This is a genomic window from Natronobacterium haloterrestre, assembly GCF_900112205.1.
Classification (GTDB): domain Archaea; phylum Halobacteriota; class Halobacteria; order Halobacteriales; family Natrialbaceae; genus Natronobacterium; species Natronobacterium haloterrestre.
Genome location: NZ_FOKW01000009.1, coordinates 174,718 through 193,693 on the forward strand (window position 1 = coordinate 174,718; position 18,976 = coordinate 193,693).

Genomic DNA, 18,976 nt, shown 5'->3' on the forward strand with positions numbered 1-18,976 from the left:
CGGTAGGAGCCCAACGACCCTGCAAGAGAATCCGACGGTCAACCTCCTCGAGGTCAAGCCCCGAGACAGTCGCGGTGTTCATCGAAGCATCTCAAAAAATAAGCTCACACAGTATCTCCGAGCGTTCTAACTCCGCTGAAAGCTACTGCGGAAACAGGAGAGAGAAGCGCTCAAACATGCTATCAAAGCCACATTGTGAGATCAACAAAGTGTTACACAAGAGCGATCAACGAAACACTGGATCGAATCAGCAATTTCCTCGCACGTATCTGCCATGACTAGTCGCGCAATATACCACAGACCGGATACCGGAGTTTCGAGAGAAATGCTATTCGATGATTCCAAGTGTCTATGGGCGGCGCGGCATCCACAGTCCATAGAGGATCGCCAGGAGTCCCGCGAGTTCACTTACTTGACCGACGCTATTGACAATCGGAATCGGGATGTCCAAGCCAAATCCTAAAATCACGAGTGCAACACCTGGAACGCCGAGAATAAGCGCGAATCCGAGGGCGATAAACAGCATCGGTCGGCTTTGATTCCGGCGATAACCGAGATACGCAAGGTAGCTGATCACCAAGCCGAGGGCAAAGGAAACCAGTTCACTGGCGGTGCGAAGACGGCTCAGCGTATCGAGATCGATCGACTGGAGGAGTAGTTCAAGCGTGGTCATCTGTTTTCGACGAAGCGAGTGAACCGGTCAGCCATCTGTTCACGACGAGAGACAGTACTCTCGAATCCCTCATTGGTGAGCTCCAGCGTGAGCCTGTGAATCTGTGCCTGATACACTTTGTAGTTCTTCCCGTCCGTAACCGGTCGAATTTCCTCGGATACAAGATCGTGCTTTCGAAGCCGTTCGAGTCGACGATATATCGTCGGTTCCGATGTATCGAGTCGTGTACTGAGCTCAGATGCCGAACAGGGATCATTTTTCGTTTCGATAAGGATATGTCGGGCACAATCGTCTGCGAGGAGGTCAGCGAGTGTCGCCGCGTCCGATCCGTCCGACATAACAACTACCTCATTTATTTCGTTCTCAATATCAGTTTGGTTCCTCGTGTCGATTCTGCCTGGCTTCAACCGCTGAAACCAGACGATGACGCTCTTTGATATGTCACACGCAGGCCTCGGTATCGATGTCGAAGTCGAATACGCCCCGCGATGCAGACGACTCCTCCAAACCGGCTACTGTCCCTCCAAGAGAAACAGATCATCAGAGACAGTTCAAACAGACGCTCCTCGTCCCGTTCTGGAATCGTACTGAACGCCGACCCCGAGCACTTTGGCGGATTCTCAGCGCGTTCGTATTGATCGCAATCGGATCACAGGTGCTCCCGTCCGTACTGTTCGGTAGTATCGATCTCCCGCCATCAGTGCTAGGGATAACTCAAAACGCCTTCACCCTTATTATCGTGTTTCTCGTGGTCGTTGTCTGGGCTCGGTACGTCGATCACCGGCACCCTACCGAGTACGGACTGGAAATCGGCCCAGAATGGATTCGTGATGCCGGTATCGGTGTCATCATCGCGTTCATCGCGTGGGGACTGGCACTTGCAGTGCATCTCTCCACTGGGTGGGCGCACATCTCGGCTGTCCTATCCCCCGGAATCGCTGAGAACGCACTTCCCTTTTCATTGGCCCTGATCGCGTTCGTGGGCCAGTTCTTGCTCGTCGGGATTTGGGAAGAACTCCTATTTCGAGGACTCGTACTCAAAAATGCCGCCGAAGGATTCCATTCGCGGTGGCTCTCGGAACGCGGTGCAGTGCTGGCTGGACTTGTTGCGTCCTCGCTGTTGTTCGGTGTCGTTCACGTTGACCAGGCGACGTCACTGCCTGCGCTTGGATTCTGGGCGTTGATGGGAGTGGTTCTGGGCAGCACGTACATCATAACGGATTCACTGGCACTTCCGATTGGCCTTCACTTTGCAACGAATCTCGCGTTCAACAACGTCTACGGATTGAGTAATGTCCGACCAGAGACTGCAGAGATCGCTGCCACGTTGCTCCGTCCGGAATTCACCGGCCCCACACGCTTCGTCGACGCCTCAGGACTTGTTAACGTCGGTATAGTCATTCTCATCGCCGTACTTTCGATCGGATACGTTACTGTTCAGCGCGGGTCTATCCGGTTGAGAGTATCGCCTGTGTATTCTATTGACTTCGAGTCAAAGTGACATCTTCCGCGCCCTTAAGGGCGCGGCTTCCCGTACCACGGGTGAGATATTTGCCGGTCTACGACATGACCTGTTCTTTCGTTTGAAACTACTCAGTGTTAGTTTTGGTCGTTGTATCCGATTACCTTGTCAATCATTCTGGAAACGAGCTTGGAGCCTTTTCCGCTTTTTTGACCCTTTTCTTCAGCTTTTTCCCGGCTCTCAGCACTCATACCGATCTATACGAGGGATAGCAGGAATAGTACTGTGTCAGCGTTGATGATTCCCAATCGGTGTGATAGCATAGCAATAGTTGGTAATACGATTTCTTTATTCAGAGGAAAGCGTGAAACTTGCAGTCAGTACAGACCATATATATACCGTGTCTGGCCTAAGGGTTGTCTTCTTCAGGTTTCCAAATCCACGCTATGAATAGCCCGACGAGTATAATCACAGCCGCAATTGATTCTATCCACGGAAGGAGTGACGACTCGGCGGAAAGAAAATCGTCAAGAAACAAACCACAGGTAGCACCAGTAGGAAAACAAACATCGCAACCGTCCGGCTCGTAGTCCAGTCATCTTTCTGCGATTGGAAAATTGTCGTAAACCAAGCGGAAGCAAATAATCCGATAGCGAGCAGAGTTGTCCAGTCCATAGCTGCCGGTAATGAGCGTGGAAAGAAGAATCCCAGTGTTATATTCGGACACCTACTTACCAATTCAGTAGGGCCAGTTTCAGGAACGATTCTGAATAAAGAAACCGCTTTTTCAACCACTGGTAAGGAGAGGGGCTGTCCACTTTTGCCTATTACTCTTAGCGTCACTCCGGAAGCGATACCGGTTCGAATTCTTGTAACCCGAAGTACGTTAGTACGACAGCCCCCAGTCCCATCAGGAGAAGTCCGCCCCCGATCAGGTCCCCGAGAATCGGAATCACTCCGATTACCTGTAACAATACCATGATAGCAACGACTCCGAGACCGGTCGCCAGTCCAACTCGTGAGGTGTTTAGTTGTTGTCCAGCGAGATATCCTAGCGCGATGATGCCGTAAGCAATTATCAACAATCCTGTCAGAAGGCCGAGTATGCTCACCGGGAGGAGAATCAGAGTGAACGCCATGAATACAAATATGGAGAGGAACGTTACGGAAAGGAGTGCTCCCACGGTGAGGCTGATCAGTGGATGCTCTCGCGTGGCTGCCCCGATATTGTCAAGCAGTGCGTTGCGTTTCCGTGAGAGTCCCGCCCCGGCGAGTGCCAGCATCAGCGTCGTCAGAACGAACGGCGCGTACGCGGCGATCGGGCCGGGTTCGTTGGATTCGAGCGTGACAGTCGTCCGCTCCGTAATGACTGCCTCGTCGGACAGCACCTCGCTCCCACCGATGTGCTGGAGTTCTCCGCCGATTATTCCACCGTCTTCGACGACGAGCGAACCGGAGAGTTGGGTCACGTCACCTTCGACTGTTCCCTGAACGCGGAATTCGCCACCGATAACGTAGACGGGACCGGAGACCGCTTCGTTAGCCGGCACCGTGACCGTCGCGTCCCCGACGATCAACGCGCCCCGGTGCTCGGTCATTTCGTGGTCGCCTTCGATGACGAACTCGGTAGTCTCGACGTCTGCCCCACCCGCCGAGATCATGAGCAGCGCGATTATCAGGAGCGGGATGAGTTCCAGATTCATGGCGTCGTCCCTCCTCGAGCCAGTTCAGCCATCCGATGCACGTATACCAGTACCGGCAACGCGACGACGAACAGCAGTGCCAGCGCGTTCACGTACATCAGGTGATTCGCCAGAGAGAGTCCGATCGCTTCGGAGTACAGTGCCAGCGAGGTACTCGAGAAGGTCGCCAGCCATCCCGCGATCCCGACGCCGAGAGCCGAGTGCATGCCGATCGTCTCGGGCGTGGAGAGGTCCGGCCAGAGTGCGAAGTTGAGCGTCGTGTAGAAACTGACCGCGAGCACGTAGAACATCGGCAGTACCAGTGGTGGGGTATCACCCGCTCCAAACTGGACGTGGAAGACGTACAGGAGGTGCGTGAACGCGAACAGGCCGAACACCCAGAGGAACAGCCAGTTTCGATCGAAATTCGTGTAAATAATGCCAGCAGCAAGCGCCCCGACGACGTGCAAGACAGCGATAAACAACCGGACACTCGGGTCGGGAGATTGCCAGGACGTGTAGATGTACAGCGGCGTCTCGATGATCCGAAGAAAGCCCAGGCTATCGATGAAGAAGACGCCGAACATCAGCAGGACCGGTCCCCAGAACGCGAAACTGACCGTTCGAACCGGTATCGGTCGGCAGAATCGGCCAGTGCCGAACGCGTCGCGTTCGTGTTGACTGGCGAGGCGATCGACGAATCGGAATCGCTTGACCGAGAGAACGGCGAGAACGAGGATAGCCGGAACCATCATCGCGCTCATAACGAGACTAAACTCGTCGATTTGCCACTTGATCGGATACAGGGCCGCCATGAAAAACGACAATCCAGCTACGATGGCAGCGACGTATCCACGATCCCTCACGGGAACGAAATCGAGCATGAAGCTGAAGGACACCGGGATTCCGACGCCGAGCGCCACCGAACAGACGATCACCCAGAGCACGAACTGATCGATCGCACTCACGTGTGGGGCAGCGACCGTCAGAAACAGTTGAACGAGAACGACCAGAAAGAGTAACCGGAACTTCACGTACAGGTCAGTGCTCCATCCACGCCGATCCATCAGGACACCGCTAGTGACGGCTGCGACGAGGGTGAGCAGCGCGAGTATGGCCATCACTATCGACACGTCCCCGGGAGGCATACCGATCTCCTGCGTTCCGAGATCGGTCAGACCCAGTTGGACGAACGTGAGATTGTAGTAGTATCCGGCCGTAAGCACAGAAACGTAGATCAGATATCCAGTGATGGGGACCCACTGGCGCTTGCGGACGAACTCGAAGAGTTTCATGGGGTGCTGTACTCCACAATCGGGCATAAATATTGTCTCCAATTATACATGTTGGCAGAAATGTAACTCAACTATGTTTGAGGTTCGCTGTAGTATCGTTATAGACACAGCGGAATCCACTGCATTCCTCTCTGCCTGAGTGTCCACTTGCGAGAACATTGTCGACATCGCTATTTTGGTTACATGCCGAACAGGGATCCACCAGTCGGATCAGCGGACTCGTCGGTACGATCCAAGGGGCAAGGAAGAGCCATCCGACGCCACGTTACTCGCTCAGTTCCGATTCACTGACAGCCGGCGACGTTACACCGAGACGTCCCTCGACGAATGCGGCGACATCGGCAGCGAACGCTTCCACTTCGACCCAGTCTGTGAATTCAACGTCTCCGGATGCATCCGCCTCGGACATTTCGGAGATCGTTCGCCTGGCAATCTGTTTCATCATTAGTCGCTTGAGAAAGCCGTACTTCGAGTACCGAAGCGCACCGCCGAAGAGGCCGATCCGGTCGGGATACCAGTCCGTGTCCTCGAGGAACATGTCGACGTATTCCGCCGCTTGCGCACGGCCCGTTTCGGTCGCGGAGGACAGCGAGACCTGGAAAAACGCGGTCGGTTTCGACGTGAGGACGTCGCGGTTTGACCTGACGAACTCACGAATCGCCGGCTGGTGTGCGCCGCGATGAACGGACGCGCCAACGAGAACCGCATCGAAGTCATCGACGAGGAGATCCGATGGAATCTCATCGGCGTTCTCCGACGTAACATCGTGTCCCCGTTCCGTGAGTGTCTCAGCGATGCGAGTAGCGACTGTTGCCGTCTGCCCCTCTCCGGTTCCATAGCAGACGAGGAACGAACCCACGTCAAATCACCACTACGGGTACACGCTCGGATCAGATAAAGCACCGACCCTGAATCGGCAGCGTATCGCGGGAGCGTCTCCAGAGTCCCGCTTCGGTCGAATACCCGTACTGATGCTATCGACTCGAATCTCGATTTCGGCGGGACCGGTAGTATCGGGGTGACGAAGCTATATCGGTGAGTCTCGTCGGTACGTGTGTATGAACCATAGAGAACGACTCTCTGCAACCGGTGATCGAATTCTGGACCATGCGGGCGTCACCCAGGTGTACGGCGATCCCGTCACACACGACGGGAAAACGATCGTTCCCGCCCAAAGGTAGCGTATGGATTCGGGGGAGGATACGAATCGAAGGGCCGCGAGGACGTCGATACTGCAGGCGAGAACCGAGACGCTGGCGAGGGAGGCGGGATGGGGGGCGGTGTCTGGGCTACTCCGATCGGTGTCGTGGAAATAACGAATCAGAAGACCCGATTCATACCGTTCGGTGACACGCGGAAGCGTGCGGTAGTGGCTGGTCTGTGTTTCGTTTTCGGGTATGTACTCGGTCGGAAGTAAGGATAAGGATCGGAGTCGCTACTGTGTCCGGTAGGTACTGGGGATAGAGAAGGTCCCGTGGACCGCCCACTTCGTTTATTATCGAATATGATCTACTACTGCCAAGCGAGTGAGAAGAGAACGATGAACCGCAAAAATGCACGTTATCACTAAACCGGAAGCGGGTGAGACAGGCGTCAGTAAGACGGTACCCAGTAACGGGGTTGCCTTCACGAACGGAACTATCCCACGATGAACGAAACATCACGGCTCACGATCGGTTCGGCGACCGTCTCCGTCGCAAACCCGTGGCTGTTCTTTGGCGTGACATTCCTCATAACGTGGAGCTTCTGGCTGTCGGCTATCGTCCTTGGGGTGAGCTTTTCCAGCGCTGCAGGGCTCGTGTTGCTACTAACGGGGCTCGTTGGCCCTGGGATTGCGGGCATCGGGTTCGTGTACATCGTCTACGACGACCGAGGGCGATCGGATTTCTGGAGTCGCATTACGCAGGTTCGCCGAATCGGCAGCCGGTGGTTTCTGATACTTCTTCTGCTCCCACTGGCCGTGACGACCGTGGCTGCAGTGGTAGATCTGCTATTGGGTGGTCCTGGCGCAACGTGGGGCGAAGGGGTACAGGAATTTGGCGGGAATCCACTTGCAATCCTGCCAGCGCTATTCTTTGCGTCGCTCCCGCCCATCCTCGAGGAGTTAGGATGGCGAGGCTATGCACTGGACCGGCTTCAGTTGAACTGGTCTGCGTTGAATGCCAGTGTGATCTTGGGAGCGGTGTGGGCGGTCTGGCACCTCCCGCTGTTCTTTATCGAAGGAACATTTCAGCGTGAGATGATTGGATTCGGAACGCTGGGATTCTGGCTGTTCATGATCGGGACTGTAGCGCTCTCGGTGGCGTTCACGTGGGTCTACAACCACACATCGCGTAGCACCCTCGGTATCATCCTGTTGCACGGGTGGGTTAATTTCGTCTCCGAAACGATCGAGGTTGCGGACGTAATCTATTACTCTCACTGGGTACTGCTCGCAGTTCTGCTTACAGCAATCTGGGGAGCGAGGACCCTGACAAATGCTGAAGAGGTGCCACGACCACCGCTTCCTCTCGATCGATAGCGTAACCCCGATCGTGTTCACTCCCTGCCCTGTTTTGGCCGTTCACCAGATGTAGCAGGTACCGAGAACCGGCTCGCCGAACGAGGTGTAACGCTGGCGCAACGGATCGCAGTGACTATGATTACTGGACGGGCTTCATCTGATCGGACTGTCGGCCCAGTTTCTCGGCCCGCCTCGCAATGCACGCTTGGAGCATGCACTGATGGAAGCCACTCGTCGAATCCTTTCCCGTGTATTGGCGACGGCCTCAATAAATATTTTATACTATAGCTCTCTACCCATATAACTATTTTCTTTAACCCAACCACTATTCCGGTACAAATTTTTATATAAGTAACCGTGTGGAACCGGGATCGTGGCACGCTATCGTGCCAGTATGTCACATGAGCGAGACCCCCGAAGAAGCCCCTCCCATGACCGATCAGGCGGACCATCGACACGAAGAATCACAGAAAGACGTCTTCGAGGACGGCCCCGTCGACCGGCGGACGTTCCTCCAACTGTCGGCTGCGACCGGGGCGGCGCTCAGTTTGCCGGGCGCGGCAGCAGCGAGCGAAGATGACGTCACTCACGAGGCGCTGACCGACCGCTGTGACTTCGTCGTCAATCACACTCCCGACGACTACGTCGCATCGGTAGTCATCGAATTCGACACCGACGTCCCGGAAGGATTCAACGAATACACAGACCCTGACTGGGACATCAATGACCAGGAGGCCCCACCGACTGCGGTGACTCGCGAGGATCCGTCGCCCGCTGCACACGCCCGCCTCGACGCTGCCGGCCTCGAGGATGTGCTCAGTGAATACGGTGAGCATATCGAGTCGGTCGATTTCTCCCCCGGGGCGAACCCGTGGTGGAAGCTCGAGGAGCCCTACGCCGACGGGGTCTTCCCGGCGGTCGCGGAGTCACGCGACTATCTCGCTTTCGAGGAGTCCGTTCAGGGTATCGAGTATCTCGAATCGGAGGTCGACCCCGATCGACTCAATTTCTTCTCGATCGGCGAATCGCCGGGCTGGGCGAACGAATTCACCGGCCAGGATCCCGACCCGAACGACATCTACGTCACCGAGGTGACGAACGATGTCGACGACCGCGATGCCTTCGCAGAAAAGGAGAAAGTGGTCTACTCGCTCAACATCCACGGCGACGAGCGGGCAGGAACCGAAGCCGGATGCCGTCTCATCGAGGATATCGCCACCGGCAACGCGCCCGAATTCGAGGCGTTGCTCGACGATATCGCCATCATCTTCCTGTTTACCAACCCCGACGGATGGGTTTCCCGAAAGCCCGAAACAGTCGTTCCGTGGGTAGAAGGCCACAACCGGAACTTCCAGCGCGGCAACGCGAGCTGGTTCGACGGACCCGTCGATACGAACCGCCAGTATCCGACCATCGGGTGGACCGACCCTGGCTTCCGGCCGGCGGAGCCTGATGGTGCGCCAGAAGAGTTCGAGGACCTCGTCTCCGATTCCCTCGCCATCGTCGAGCACTTCCGGACCTACGACAACGTGGAGTTCCTCTGCGATTACCACGGGATGTACACCGCCGACCACATGGTGTTCAACCTCGAGACGAACGCCCCCTTCGACCACGTCGGAACCCACAATCTCGACGAGGTCAGTATCCGGATCGGTGAGGCGATGCACGAGGAGTGGGGCAGTGTCGACAGTGATCCACTTGCATCGGATATTACCTCGGCTGCCGATACCGAATACTTCTGGGTGGACGACTACAGTCCGGAGGGCGACAGTTACGACGGCCTGTTCGATTGGGGGACGATTTACGACTCGCTGGCCTACCAGGTCACGGGTGCGTTCCTGAGTTGGGCCGGCCAGCCCGAAGAGTTCGGCGGCCTTGGCGCCGTGACCGTCGCCCCCGAGATCATCATTTCGAATAACTTCACGAGTGCGATCAAGGAATGGAAGCCCTACTGGGTGCGACACTACGAGACGGCCTACCGGCTCTCGATGCGGGAATACGCGAAGATGACCGCTGCTGAGCGGGATGCAACCGTCGTGACCGGCGGACAGGACACCGCATACGTATCTTCGGACACCTTGACCCGCTCGTCGGCCGACCTCTCGCATACCGACGAGAGCCCCGGCCGCGGCCGAGGCAGAGGCCAAGACCGCGCGACTCGCGTCCAGCAGCGCCACGAGGCGGTCCAGCCCGGACCGAGCGGCCGTGCGAGCATCGATACTCCGGCGGACGATTCGGCCCACTCCCTCTCGGTCCACTTCGAGGGCCTCGACACCGCGAGCAAAGGGACGGTCGAACTCGTGAACCCGGGCGGGAACGTCGTTCGCGAAATCGACCTCACTGCACGAGACGACCCGAACGTGCCGGAAGCCCGACGCCACGACTTCGAGGGATGGTACGTCCCCCAGCCCGAAGCCGGTGACTGGACTATCGAGGTCGACGCCGACGCCGAAGTCAGCGTCCAGACCACACTGCTCGAATCTGAAGAGGAACACCCCGACCCAGAGGAGGTGCTGGGCTACGAACAGCGCGAATATGTCGTCAATCCGATGCAGTTCTTCGAGGATCTCGAGCCGTTCGTCGAGGACGGTGACATCGACGGGCTCCGGGTTCACGACGTCCGGAACGGCCGCCTGCTCCGCGGACGGTCCGGCAAGCGACACTACGACAAACTCGTCGTCTCCCACGACGACGGACTGGACGACCCACAGTACGTCGCGGCGATCGAAGAGTTCGTCGAGGCCGGTGGCGACCTCGTTCTGACCGACAGCGGCGTCAACCTGCTGGGCGAACTCGAGGTCGGTGACGCCGCCGACATTGGGGACGACCACGTCGACGACATCACGGTTCAGTTCGCCAACCTCGAAAATAGGGCCTTCGACCACGATCTCTTGGCCGGCATCCGCACCCGACAACAGGAGATGTGGAAGGGGTCACAGCTCGGCTACACCGTCGGCGTCGACCAACCGGCGACGGTGGTCGATGAAGACGCGTTCGAAGCGGCGGGCGGTGAGGTCGCCGGTACGATCGATGACGAGGGCGTCGGCGCCGGTCGCCTCTATGCCGGCGACTCCGAAATCAACGTCCTCGGGTCGGTCCTGCCGCCAGCACAGCAGTCCGAGTTACATCCCTTCGGCATGGCGGATTACTCCGTATCGTTCATGGGTCACACACTGCTGTGTAACGCCCTCGGCTTCGAGCAGCGCCGGTTCCGGAACGGAGAGGAGATTCGGACCTACGGCCAGATCCGATAGCAACGAACCACCGATCGGAATCGCCGCAGTTTCCAATTTCCCTGCAGTCCGTGTGGCTGGTCCGTTCACCCGGTGGCAAAGAAACGAGCGCTGGGTGACTGCTGCCTCCGCGGTCAATATTTAGAACGGTTCGAGTCGGGGACCAGTACCGCGACACCGGGAGCGGGAGCGACCGTCACTCGGATGATCGATTCTTCCGGTGGATTCGCGGCCTGAACGGTCATCCTTTCGCGAGTGAACTCAACCCCGTTGCCCATACCTCGAGGGCACTCGGACTTGTACCAGCGACATGGAAGGCTAATTTGTCAGCGAGAGTTTCAACAAGGCCGGCGAATTGCTCCACTGTGGCCCCCGAGTGCCGACTTCCCGTGGCGGTGCTTCTCGCCGAGAAAACCGTCGGCCCCATTTACTGTTACCCCGGTCAACTGTTGAAGCAGTTCGACTATGACCACTCGAACTCCATACGACGATAGTTCCCTCTCCAGACGAACGGTCCTCGCGGCGGGCGGAACAGCAGTACTGGCGTCGACGGCCGGTTGTACAGCTATGATAGATTTCATCGGAAACCGACTACTCGAGCAGGTTAACGTGTTCAATGAAACCGACCAGCGAATCGGTGGTTCCATCGTGATCAGAGGTCCTGGCGGCGACACCGTGCTCGACGAGACGTTCGATATTGCTCCATCGGATTCCGAGGACGACGAAGACGACGGGGATGACGAACAATCGACCGCAGTCTATGACGACGTGTGGGACGGGTCGGGGGCCTACGAAGCGACCGTCGAACTGGACGACACCGAAATCGATGGAGAATCGGAGGCGACCGCGACGGTGACGATCGACGATCCCGACGAAGAGATGCTTGCCGTTCCGCTCGGGTCCGAGGAGGTCGACGAACCGATCGCCTTCCGCGTCGGCGAGAGCCTTTCGGACTTCGCACAATGAGAAGGGGTCTCGTGTCCGATACGCCCCCTTCGTCCCGCCTGAGGTGATCCGATCCACGGTCGAATGGGATCCCGCCGACTACATGCGGCTGTCCGCGTCGAGCCACCCCGACGGCGAACAGTCATCAGCGGGTTCACACGACCCTCGGAAGGGGTTGTTGTGGATACGCTCGCCGACCGTTTTCCATTCCAACTGACCGGCGTATTCGCAAGGTGTCTGTTCCTCGAGACGCCGCCCACAGGCATGATGGCCAAGCACACGACGACAGGCATGTGACGCCTTTCCGCTCCGGACACGTTATCCAGCCAACTGGGGCGATCAAAGCACTCATCGGCAGCGCACTCCTCGACGGACAGATGTCGTTTTATCAGCGGCATGGGGGATAGCTCGAGGCTTGACTCCGTAGCTGAATCCGATCGGCAATTGATATAGGCACATCCGATCGCGTCGAAATGCCGAAGCAGGACGCCTTTCCCGTCGAGTCGTGAGCAGGTGGGATCTCGAGGATGTAACCGGGATCGTGGCTATCTACCGGCGTGCTCAGGCGATACCGAACTACGTTCGTGTTCACGGTGGCGTTCGACCCGAGCGGCATCCTCGACACGCCGTTCGCCGGGGGGTTGCTGAGCGACTTCGTCGAGTACACGAACGAGCCACTTCACACGATGGGACGATACGATGCGTCGAGCAGCGTGTGCTCCACGAGCGGATTCGGAAGGTCGCAGCCGCGTGCGACGAATTCTCGACAGAGTGACCGATTAGAGATCCGAACGCTCGAAGCGGACGTAACCGACGACGGAGGGGACAACCGCCCAGACCGTGAGCGTCAAAGCCGCGAACCAGTTCGAGAGGTAAAACGGCAGTTCTCCGTCGACCCGGTTCGAGAGCGCCAGTTGATCCTGCGTCGTGTCGGCTGGCACGTCCTCGATCCCCAGCTGGAAGAACGACTGGAGGCGACCATCGACGAACCCCTGAGCGACTGCGCGGTACGCATTCACGGGACTAAGCCGCTTCAAGAGGAAGTACCACGCCTCGGCCTCAAGCCCGGGGAGGGACCCGGTCGCAACGAGATACACGCCAGCCGCGGCGGCATCCCAGACGAGCAGGAAGCCGAGCAGCGCGCCGATAGCTACCGCCATCGCTTTTGCGCGGGTGCGGACCCCAGCGGAGATACCGACCGCGAGGCCGGTGAACCCGACCCCGAACAGCGTGATCGACGTTAGTACGCCAATGACGGACCCTATCTCGGGAAGTTCGATCACCAGCCCCGCGATGAGCATACTGAGCCCCGAGCCGACGCCGAGCGCGAGAGTGATGACGCCGGCACGACCGACGAGTTTCCCGAACACCACGTCGCGCCGCGAGTGGGGATACGACAGTAACACTCTGAGGCTGCCCGACCGGCGCTCGCCGACGATCGACATATAACCCACGATCACTGCCACCATCGGCACGAACAGTTGACTGAACAGCGCGATCATGCCGAGCGCGAGGTCGGCCGATGCGTCCGCCGAGTCGGAGGTGCCAATGGCGACGAGCAACACGAAGCCGATGAAAGCGACGAACACACTGATAACGCCCCAGACCATCCTCGACCGGACGGCGTCCTCGAAGTCCTTCTGGGCAACTTGCGTGAGCGTCATGCGATCACCCCCTCGGCCGGCTCGTTATCGTCGGTCGCCCCATCATTCCCGTCTTTCCCGCCGCCAGTCGGGGCATCAACGTCAGCTTCGCCGGTGTAGACGGCGAAAATGTCGCTTAGCGACGCCGACTCGGAATCGACATCGATCAGTTCATGACCGCGATCCACAAGGTCGGCTACGACGCGCGCCTTTGCCCGCGAGTCGGTGCAAGTAACCCGGAGCTGGTTCCCCCGAACTTCAACGTCCGACACCGCTGGGTCGTCGGCAACAGCCGGTTGCTGAGGCTCTTTGAGCGTCAGTTCCAGCACCGAACTGGCGCCGGCGGCCTCCCGCAGGCCGTCGACGGTGTCGACTGCGACGAGTTCACCGCCATCCAGGATCCCGACCCGGTCACAAACCGCTTCGACCTGTCCCAGAACGTGACTCGAAAAGAACACCGTCGTCCCGCGCTCGGCCTCAGCACGAACGATCTCCCGGAGCCGGCGGATCCCGTTCGGGTCGAGCCCCGACGAGGGCTCGTCGAGGATCAGCAGGTCTGGGTCACCGACCAGCGCCATCGCGAGCGCGAGCCGCTGGGTCATTCCCTTCGAGTAGTCTCCGACCGGGCGGGCAGCAGCATCGGTAGCGAGGCCAACCCGCTCCAGTAGGGTGGTGTAGTCGACGTCGACGCCCTGCCATTCCGCGGCGAGTTCGAGGTTGCGACGCCCCGAGAGCCGGTCGTAGAGGCTGTATCCCTCGGGAAGCACGCCGACGCGGTCACTGATGCGTTCCGACTCCGTCTGCACGTCGTGGCCGAGCAGTTCGGCGGTGCCACTCGTCGGCCGCCCGTAGTCGAGTAGCATGTCTATTGTCGTCGACTTCCCCGCGCCGTTCGGGCCGAGGAAGCCGTACACTTCTCCGTCCCGAACGACGAGATCAAGGTCGTTGACGGCAGTTACGTCGGTTCCGAGCAAGCCGCCATCGTATCGCTTCGTCAGACCGTCCGTTCGTATTGCTGGCATCGTGCTCCCACCTTGGGGGAGAACGTCAGTATAACCAGGCCGACGGCTTCTCGCTTGGAAACTCTGTGGGACTCGGTGTCACTTTACTCCCGGGAATTCCAGCGTGCCTGTCGGTGGCTGGCAGCAGTCGAAATCCTCGCGACTCCACCGATCACGAACGCGAGCAGAGTCGGCGCCGGCGGATCGTCGGGTGTTCCGACGACGTCAATCACTCCCACGCCGTTGAACGGGCCGACGTGCCACATTGGGAGAAACGCGAGTTCAAAGAGCCGCGGTGGCTCTGTCCACGAGTTCTGCTTCCGTTCCTGTATCTCCACACTACGTCGATGAATATCGCGTGGCACGAGATGGCGGAATTCGTCGGTCACGAATCCAATGACCGGACTACAAAACACAGCCGCAGGTGCGGTTGGTGCGTCCGTCCGGGTCGGGGCGTGTAAGCCGCCCAACCTCGTCCCACTCACGCGTCGAGCAGAAAGTGTTCCAGACGGTTGAGAACCTAAAAAAGCCTCGAGCCACCGTCCCCGAGGCTGTATCGATACAGAAGCCACGGCTTCTGAGCCAGAACCTCGACACCGAGGTATTTTCCGACACCGAACCAACACGAAGTCGAGGAATGGGAGAGGATAGAAATGGCATAACCGCCAAGACAGTCGGCGAGCTGTTAGAAGACGAGTATGCCCGGTCGATCCTTGCTGAAACAAGTACGAAACCACGGTCGGCTGCAGAGTTGGTAGACCGGTGTGACGCGTCGTCGCCGACGGTCTATCGTCGTGTTGAACGGCTCGAAGAACTCAATCTACTCAAGTCTGAACAGAAATTGGATCCCGACGGACATCACTATCGCCAGTTTTCTGCCCGACTCGAGCAGGTGACGATCAAACTGGTTGACGGGAGCTATCAGGTATCGGTCGATCGTGCTGAGGAAGACGCGGTCGAACGCTTCACTAAAATATACGAGGGACTCCGATGAACTGGCCAGACTTCACCGTGGAAGGCGGATCGATTGCGGCAGGACTACTCGCAATGAGTCTCGCAGTGGCGACGATCATCGTTGGGATTTGGGTCACTTATGTTACCTACAGGGGATATCGACAATCGGATGACCAGCCAACACTGTTTCTGGCAGTCGGTATCGCCTTGGCGTTTGCGGTGCATACGTTCGCGAGAATCGTGTTTCCAACGGTTGGTGCATCGTCTCCGCTCACGGATACCGCTGCAGTTGCGATTCAAATTGTCGGACTAGGATTTATTCTCTACGCGGTCTACGGGCGCCCTGAGCACGCGGATGTCCGCATTTTGGGAGGGGTCGTGCTTGGAGGGGTTTTCGTCTTCTTGGCTCCGATCATCGCCGTCGAGAGAACGGTTGTGGATCCGACGACAGCCCAAGACGGAGTTAACGCGTTCGCAGCACTTGTTGGTGGGTTCGTCGCGACACAGGCATATCGAGGCTACCGACGGTACGACAGTCGACCGATGTTGCTGCTCGCCGCCGGATTACTCCTGTTGACTGTCGGATCTTTCGTCGGGGCTATCGTGGTTAGTACGTTCTCGACGGCGTCTGATGCGGAGGTCCTGGCCGTCGTGGGGGGCTCCGAACTCGCAGGGCTCGTCTTGGTCCTTCGGTCGCTGACTCAGGACTAACGGAGGACAGGTGGGTTTCACATATCGAGGGATTCACAGAACGGTTCTCATCCTTCTTCGGAAAATACGTCTCAGTTGAACCCCTCTCGATCAGACACGAGCTGTGATGAAACAACCGGTAGGTGGGTCTGCGTATTTCTCGTTCGATATGAAACAACAGAAACAAGTATTCGTTGCGAATCCAACACAATTATGGACCTCGTGGAACTCCCCGCTGAAGAGGCTGCCGTCCGTCGCTTTATTGAGGATCTCTGGCTGCCGTACAACCGCGAACTTGAAGCAACCGTCGAGCAGTTCGCACTCGCCGACGATGTCGATCTCGTAATGGAGGAACTCCCATTCCGACTCGATCGCGTTGGCTCGGAAGGGTACCGGGCATGGATTGCTGTTGATGGGTCTACTGACGCGGCTACTCTCGCCGATATGGGTGGAGAGTTTGCTGGATTTATCGCGGCCGAACTCGACGAAGCGCCAAGTGTCTTCGACCGCCCTGACCGGCTGTTCATCCGTGACATCTATGTTCACGAGCCCTATCGTGGTACGGGATTAGCCAATGAACTATTCGACCGTCTCCGAGTTTGGGCCCGGGAGACTGGCTGTGAGGAGTTCAGCCTCGACCCTCAAGTTGACAACGACCGAGCCATCGCTTTCTACGAAAAGCTCGGGTTCGAGACGACGCAGTACCACATGGTGACCAGTATTGAGGACTAATTCACCAATCCTCTGTACTTACCGATCGTCCGCAAATCCGTCACGGGTTGCGGATTCACAGCATCGCTCGAACGGCGTGTTTGAGAGCGTCTCGGCCGGGTTTCCGAAACGACTCTCGGCGTAGCTGGAACGCTCTGAGATACTGTGTCAACTTGTCTCTGGAGACGCTCGGTGGGGGCGAGAATCACCGTCACACCCGCGACGCGTGGCTCTCGCAGGTGTTGACGTGCGCCTCGTCAGCGGGTATTCGCCGTCGCGTGGACGACGTATTCGCGGTCGAATGCGTCGTCTTCATCGAGCGGTTCGTACGCTCGAATATTGCTACGGAAACCACGGCTTCTGAGCCAGAACCTCGACACCGGGGCGTTTTCTGACACTGAAACAATACGAAGTCGAGGGACGGGAGAGGATAGAACTGGCGGGCCGTATTTAGACGGCGCTCCGGGGTGTTTTCAATGCTCTCTGAAATCTGCGTAGATAACGACAGCGATTCAGGGTGAAGCCGCTGGTAGCTAAACACGCGTGTGGCGGCGGGCGAGTGTGCCAGCGAGGGCGACGAACCCGATTGCACCGAAGACGAACGGAACTGCTGTCCCTGTAGTAGTGCCCGTCGCGCCCGCGAAGTCAACTGCAGTGACAGCGTTGAGCGGGCCAGCGTACCAGATGACGAGGTACCCGAGCTCGAAGGGCCGGGTCGAGCCGGTCCAAGCGCCAAGCGCCTGCGCGACAGAAGGAGCAAAGATGGCGGCACCGGCGATGACCAGTACCTCGCCGACGGGGGCGGTTCCCGCCGCGGGTAGGAGGGCGGCGCCGAAAAAGACGGTGCCGACGAGGACGCCGGCGAGCCATTCGGCGAGTGGCTGGATCCGAACTGACTGCGATGAGACGAGCAGTGGAAGCAGTTGACCCTTGATCGGACGGCTTCCCATCGACGACCACACGAACAGCGGCCAGATCGCCGCGACCGTGACGATTCCCGGTCGCGGGGGCTGGCCGCTCACCCCGGCGACAATGATGACGAGCGCGCCGACGTACCACCACAACGGCTGTCCGCGAAGGAGCAACCGAAGTTCCTGACGGAGCAGTCGAGGGAAACCACTTGCATCTCGATCCGTAACGGGCGTCAGCGAGTCCGCATCGGGGGTGGAGGTCGGGTTACTGGGAACGTCAGCACCACGGTCAAGGACACCCGTCATCGACGAGACGAGGCGCTGTCCGATGGACTGCCCCTCCTGTGCCCGTTCGAACTGGTCGTATGGGAACGTGGCGGCGAGGACGGTCGCTCCTCCAAGACCGATCAGCACTGCCCGGTTGAGATACACCCACGGAGGGATCGCGTCGCCGGTAAACGAGAACGTTCCCGTTTCACCGGCGGCGTACCCTTGGCCGAAGCTCGGCGGGCCCCCGTCGTATCCGGGGAGGGTCTCGGCCAGCGTCTCGTAGAGCAAGGTATGGCTGGTGAGAAACCCCGAGACGTCGAGAGCCCGGAGCGAGAACGAGAGATCGGTCGGCTGTCCACCTTCGAACGTCGGAAGAATCAGCAGGAGGCCCACGATGGCAGCGAAAAAGTACACCACTGTACCCAGTGTGCCGTTGAGTCGAGAACTGCTCTGTAACAGGAGGGTAACGGCGCCAGCGAGCGCTCCGGTCGGAAACCCGATCAGGAACACCATTCCGAGAATCCAGACGGGATCCGTAGCCCCGGTCCCGTGGATGGCGTGGTTGACGAGGGCCGCACCGCCCAGGCCGGCGAGCAAAACTGTGACTACCCCAAGATTGCTCAGCCACTTGCCGACGAGGTAGTCGACGTCGCCGGTCGGAGAGCTAGCTATCAGCAGATCGACGTTCGAGGAGCGGTCCCGTCCGACCCCGCCGCTGAGAACTGTATGTCCGCCGAAAAGGAAGATCATCCCTCCGGTCAACCCAGCAGTGAGTCCGACGTATGGGGCGGTCGGTTCGCCTGTGACGTAGGTCGACGCGGCTGCATCACCGGTCGTATAAAACAGTTCGATAGAACCGACGTTCACAAGATAGCCAGCGTACAGCATCACGGCGAGGACGACGAGCAATCGTCGCGTCCGGAACCGCTGCAGGATATCGGCCCTGGCGACATGGTAGCTCCGGCGGAGTCGACCGAGCCAGCGCGAGGCGTTAGTGGCCATC

At 58.5% G+C, this 18,976-nt stretch carries 16 protein-coding genes and 2 pseudogenes; 8 read left to right on the forward strand and 10 right to left on the reverse strand.

Annotated features, from left to right (window positions below; all coding sequences use genetic code 11):
- Positions 1-349: 349 nt before the first annotated feature.
- The gene (locus BM113_RS17040) at positions 350-673 is read right to left on the reverse strand and encodes a DUF7521 family protein (protein ID WP_089789236.1); all 324 of its coding nucleotides are present in this window, start codon (positions 671-673) and stop codon (positions 350-352) included.
- On the reverse strand, positions 670-1,011 hold the full coding sequence (locus BM113_RS23040) for an ArsR/SmtB family transcription factor (RefSeq protein ID WP_089789237.1): 342 nt from the start codon (positions 1,009-1,011) through the stop codon (positions 670-672). Before BM113_RS23040 ends, BM113_RS17040 begins: the two co-directional genes overlap by 4 nt.
- Positions 1,012-1,136: 125 nt before the next feature.
- Between BM113_RS23040 and BM113_RS17050 the strand changes: the two genes are divergently transcribed.
- A complete protein-coding gene (locus tag BM113_RS17050) occupies positions 1,137-2,174 on the forward strand; it encodes a CPBP family intramembrane glutamic endopeptidase (protein ID WP_089789238.1) in 1,038 nt (345 codons plus the stop codon).
- Between the two features lie 800 nt (positions 2,175-2,974).
- Here the strand turns inward: BM113_RS17050 and BM113_RS17060 are convergent.
- The 3 genes from BM113_RS17060 to BM113_RS17070 form a co-directional block, all read right to left on the reverse strand.
- Positions 2,975-3,838, reverse strand: coding sequence for a hypothetical protein (locus tag BM113_RS17060; RefSeq protein WP_089789239.1), 864 nt, complete (start codon positions 3,836-3,838; stop codon positions 2,975-2,977).
- The gene (locus BM113_RS17065) at positions 3,835-5,112 is read right to left on the reverse strand and encodes an MFS transporter (RefSeq protein WP_089789240.1); all 1,278 of its coding nucleotides are present in this window, start codon (positions 5,110-5,112) and stop codon (positions 3,835-3,837) included. The genes BM113_RS17060 and BM113_RS17065 overlap by 4 nt, the downstream gene beginning before the upstream one ends.
- 265 nt (positions 5,113-5,377) lie before the next feature.
- Positions 5,378-5,971: a flavodoxin domain-containing protein gene (locus BM113_RS17070; RefSeq protein ID WP_089789241.1), complete on the reverse strand. Its 594-nt coding sequence runs from the start codon at positions 5,969-5,971 to the stop codon at positions 5,378-5,380.
- Between the two features lie 375 nt (positions 5,972-6,346).
- Between BM113_RS17070 and BM113_RS23045 the strand changes: the two are divergent.
- The 4 genes and pseudogenes from BM113_RS23045 to BM113_RS22690 all read left to right on the forward strand — a co-directional run.
- Positions 6,347-6,529 (forward strand): annotated as a pseudogene (locus BM113_RS23045) (spore germination protein GerW family protein); the annotation flags it as partial.
- Between the two features lie 231 nt (positions 6,530-6,760).
- A complete protein-coding gene (locus BM113_RS17080; RefSeq protein WP_089789243.1) occupies positions 6,761-7,633 on the forward strand; it encodes a CPBP family intramembrane glutamic endopeptidase in 873 nt (290 codons plus the stop codon).
- Positions 7,634-8,046: 413 nt separating this feature from the next.
- Positions 8,047-10,869 (forward strand): M14 family metallopeptidase, encoded by a 2,823-nt coding sequence (locus BM113_RS17085; RefSeq protein WP_245758085.1) that lies wholly within the window; start codon positions 8,047-8,049, stop codon positions 10,867-10,869.
- A 627-nt stretch (positions 10,870-11,496) separates the two neighbouring features.
- Positions 11,497-11,814 (forward strand): hypothetical protein, encoded by a 318-nt coding sequence (locus BM113_RS22690; RefSeq protein ID WP_245758086.1) that lies wholly within the window; start codon positions 11,497-11,499, stop codon positions 11,812-11,814.
- Positions 11,815-12,572: 758 nt separating this feature from the next.
- Here the strand turns inward: BM113_RS22690 and BM113_RS17095 are convergent.
- The 3 genes from BM113_RS17095 to BM113_RS21990 form a co-directional block, all read right to left on the reverse strand.
- Positions 12,573-13,457, reverse strand: a complete 885-nt coding sequence (locus tag BM113_RS17095) for an ABC transporter permease subunit (protein WP_089789246.1) — start codon at positions 13,455-13,457, stop codon at positions 12,573-12,575.
- Positions 13,454-14,458, reverse strand: a complete 1,005-nt coding sequence (locus BM113_RS17100) for an ABC transporter ATP-binding protein (protein ID WP_089789247.1) — start codon at positions 14,456-14,458, stop codon at positions 13,454-13,456. Before BM113_RS17100 ends, BM113_RS17095 begins: the two co-directional genes overlap by 4 nt.
- Before the next feature lie 83 nt (positions 14,459-14,541).
- Positions 14,542-14,826, reverse strand: a complete 285-nt coding sequence (locus tag BM113_RS21990) for a hypothetical protein (RefSeq protein WP_143095854.1) — start codon at positions 14,824-14,826, stop codon at positions 14,542-14,544.
- Between the two features lie 248 nt (positions 14,827-15,074).
- On the opposite strand from BM113_RS21990, the gene BM113_RS17105 reads away from it, so the two are divergent.
- The 3 genes from BM113_RS17105 (at position 15,075) to BM113_RS17115 (ending at position 16,813) form a co-directional block, all read left to right on the forward strand.
- A complete protein-coding gene (locus BM113_RS17105) occupies positions 15,075-15,431 on the forward strand; it encodes an ArsR/SmtB family transcription factor (RefSeq protein WP_089789248.1) in 357 nt (118 codons plus the stop codon).
- Complete coding sequence (locus BM113_RS22410) at positions 15,428-16,102, forward strand: DUF7521 family protein (protein ID WP_177209204.1); 675 nt, start codon at positions 15,428-15,430, stop codon at positions 16,100-16,102. The genes BM113_RS17105 and BM113_RS22410 overlap by 4 nt, the downstream gene beginning before the upstream one ends.
- A 192-nt stretch (positions 16,103-16,294) precedes the next feature.
- Positions 16,295-16,813, forward strand: coding sequence for a GNAT family N-acetyltransferase (locus BM113_RS17115; protein ID WP_089789249.1), 519 nt, complete (start codon positions 16,295-16,297; stop codon positions 16,811-16,813).
- 55 nt (positions 16,814-16,868) lie between these two features.
- Here BM113_RS17115 and BM113_RS17120 read toward each other — a convergent pair.
- Together BM113_RS17120 and BM113_RS17125 are read right to left on the reverse strand one after the other, a co-directional pair.
- Positions 16,869-17,142, reverse strand: a pseudogene (locus BM113_RS17120) (IS1595 family transposase); the annotation flags it as partial.
- A 183-nt stretch (positions 17,143-17,325) separates the two neighbouring features.
- Positions 17,326-18,975: a hypothetical protein gene (locus BM113_RS17125; RefSeq protein WP_089789250.1), complete on the reverse strand. Its 1,650-nt coding sequence runs from the start codon at positions 18,973-18,975 to the stop codon at positions 17,326-17,328.
- Position 18,976: the final 1 nt, after the last annotated feature.